This is a genomic window from Mesorhizobium sp. M7A.F.Ca.CA.001.10.2.1 (assembly GCF_003998575.1).
Classification (GTDB): Bacteria; Pseudomonadota; Alphaproteobacteria; order Rhizobiales; family Rhizobiaceae; genus Mesorhizobium.
In genome coordinates this window covers 1-2,556 of record NZ_RZQY01000779.1, presented here as the reverse complement: position 1 = coordinate 2,556, position 2,556 = coordinate 1, and the positions used below count along the sequence as shown (strand labels likewise).

The 2,556-nt window shown below is 67.8% G+C and carries 3 protein-coding genes; all 3 read left to right on the top strand.

Annotation, left to right across the window (positions count from 1 at the left end):
• On the top strand, positions 1–1,244 hold a 1,244-nt coding region (locus tag EN964_RS31565; protein WP_127277210.1), incomplete at its 5' end, for a cobyrinate a,c-diamide synthase.
• 3 nt (positions 1,245–1,247) lie between these two features.
• A complete protein-coding gene (gene cobS / locus EN964_RS31560; RefSeq protein ID WP_127268501.1) occupies positions 1,248–2,024 on the top strand; it encodes an adenosylcobinamide-GDP ribazoletransferase in 777 nt (258 codons plus the stop codon).
• Positions 2,025–2,075: 51 nt separating this feature from the next.
• A partial coding sequence (locus EN964_RS31555; RefSeq protein ID WP_206528786.1) for a nicotinate-nucleotide--dimethylbenzimidazole phosphoribosyltransferase occupies positions 2,076–2,556 on the top strand: 481 nt, incomplete at its 3' end.

Below are 2,556 nucleotides of genomic sequence, written 5' to 3'. Positions count from 1 at the left end.
TTTTACGCGCGCTCACCCGGCGTGGGCTGAAGGTGCGAGGCGCCAAATCCGGCCCCGACTATATCGACCCCGGCTTCCACACCGCCGCCACGGGACTGTCGGGCGTCAATCTGGACAGCTGGGCGATGCCGCCATCGCTGCTCAACGCACTCGCCGCGCAAGCCGCCGACGACACCGATTTCGTCATCCTCGAAAGCGCCATGGGCCTGTTCGACGGCATTCCGGCCTCGCCGGGGCGCACCGGGTCAGCCGCAGACTTGGCTCGGCTCTACGGCCTGCCGGTGCTGCTGGTGCTCGACGTCTCCGGCCAGTCGACCACCGCGGCCGCCGTCGCCAAGGGCTTTGCCACCTACGATCCGGATGTACGCATGGCCGGTGTAGTGCTCAACCGGTTGGGCAGCGAGCGGCACCGCCGGCTGTCGGGCGACGCCATCGAGGCGATCGGCCTGCCAGTCGTCGGCGCCATCCTGCGCGATCCCACGCTGAACCTGCCCGAACGCCATCTCGGCCTCGTCCAGGCCGGCGAATATGACGACCTGATGGCGCATCTCGACCGGCTGGCCGACATGGCGGAGAAATCGCTCGACCTCGATGCGATCATGGCCCTGGCGACACCCTTCACCCCGGCGTCTGGCGGCTTCACCGACGCACTGGCGCCGCCCGGCCAGCGGATCGCACTGGCCGAGGATGCCGCCTTCACCTTCCTCTATCCGCATGTCGCCGCCTACTGGCGCAAGGCCGGCGCCGAAATCGTCCCGTTCTCGCCGCTCGCCGACGAAGCGCCCGACGAGGCTTGCGATGTCTGCTGGCTGCCGGGCGGCTATCCCGAGCTTCACGCCGGCAAGCTCGCCGCCGCCGCGACTTTCCGCGCCGGGATGACCCGTTTCGCCACGACGAAGCCCATCCACGGCGAGTGCGGTGGCTTCATGGTGCTGGGCGAAGCGCTGGAGGACGCGTCGGGCGAAACGCATGCGATGCTCGGCCTGCTCGGCCATTCCACCAGCTTCGCCAAACGCAAGATGAACCTCGGCTATCGCGAGGCGCGGCTGCGCGCCGATTGCCCGCTGGGCTCGGCTGGGGCGCTGATTCGCGGCCACGAATTCCACTATGCGCAGATGACGGCCACCGGCAATGACGAACCGCTCGCCGACCTTGCCGATGGCCAGGGCAATCCGATAGGCGCCTCGGGCTACCGGCGCGGCCATGCCAGCGGCACCTTCTTCCATGCCATTGCGAGGGGCTAGAGCATGAAGTTCAGGAACCTGGCTCTTTCCCCACGGCAGGTCGTCGACGACACCGCGCTTTGCCTGGTCTTCTTCACCCGTCTGCCGCTGCCCGTCTTCGATTTTCGCGGCCGCAGCCTTGCCGCCGCAATCTGGGCAGCCCCCATCGCCGGACTTGTCGTCGGCCTGATCGGCGCCATCGTCTTTGCCACGGCCGAACGGTTTGGCCTGGCCATGGGGCCAGCGGCGGCCCTTGCTCTCGTGGCAACCGTGCTCACCACCGGCTGCCTGCATGAGGACGGGCTGTCCGACGTCGCCGACGGCTTTGGCGGCGGCAAATCACGCGGCCGCAAACTCGAGATCATGCGCGACAGCCGCATCGGCGCCTATGGTGCCATGGCGCTGGGCCTGTCGCTGCTGATCCGCTGGAGCGCGCTGTCGGAGTTCGTCGATCCCACTCAGGCCCTCTTCGCCCTCATAGCCGCACACGCGGCCTCGCGCGGCCTGCTTGGCGCCTTCATGCATCTCTTGCCTCCAGCGCGAGTCGATGGCCTCTCGGCCGATGCCGGCACCGTCTCGCAGGAAACCGCCATCGCCGGCGCCGTGCTCGGCGCGATCCCGCTGCTCCTGCTCGGGCTCGGCGGAGCCATCTTCGCGCTGATCCTGCTTGGCCTGCTGTTTGCCGCGTTCCGCGCCCTTTGCCTCAACCAGATCGATGGCCAGACCGGCGACACGATCGGCGCCTTGCAGCAGGCAAGCGAGATCGCGGTGCTGCTCGTCGCTTCCGTAGCGCTTTCCTGATCCCCTGGCCTGATTCTCTTGGCCTGATTCCTTTTCGGAGACTTTGCCCCCATGCCCTTCAAATCCCTTAGTGAATTGCGCGCCGCCTGCCTCGACCTACCGGCCGGCAGCGATGCCGCGGCCAATGCGGTCGCCCGCCGCCAGGACACGCTGACCAAGCCGCAAGGCAGCCTCGGCCGGCTGGAGACCATCGCCGCCTGGCTGGCGCGCTGGCAGGGCCGCGACATGCCGAAACTCGACCGCGTCAAGGTTTTCGTATTCGCCGGCAACCATGGCGTCACCGCGCAAGGCGTGTCGGCCTATCCCTCGGAAGTCACCGTGCAGATGGTGGCGAATTTCGCCGGCGGCGGCGCCGCCATCAACCAGCTTGCCCGCATGGCCGGCGCCGAACTCGATGTCATCCCACTCGATCTCGACCATCCGACTGGCGACTTCACCCAAGTGCCGGCGATGGACGACAAGGCATTTCTCGCGGCTGTCTCCGCCGGGTATGACGCCGTGACAAACGACCTCGACCTGATCTGCTTCGGCG

Bases quoted from the DNA above. Each gene is read 5' to 3' on its own strand.
- cobS (WP_127268501.1), top strand. From the start codon at position 1,248: ATGAAGTTCAGGAACCTGGCTCTTTCCCCACGGCAGGTCGTCGACGAC.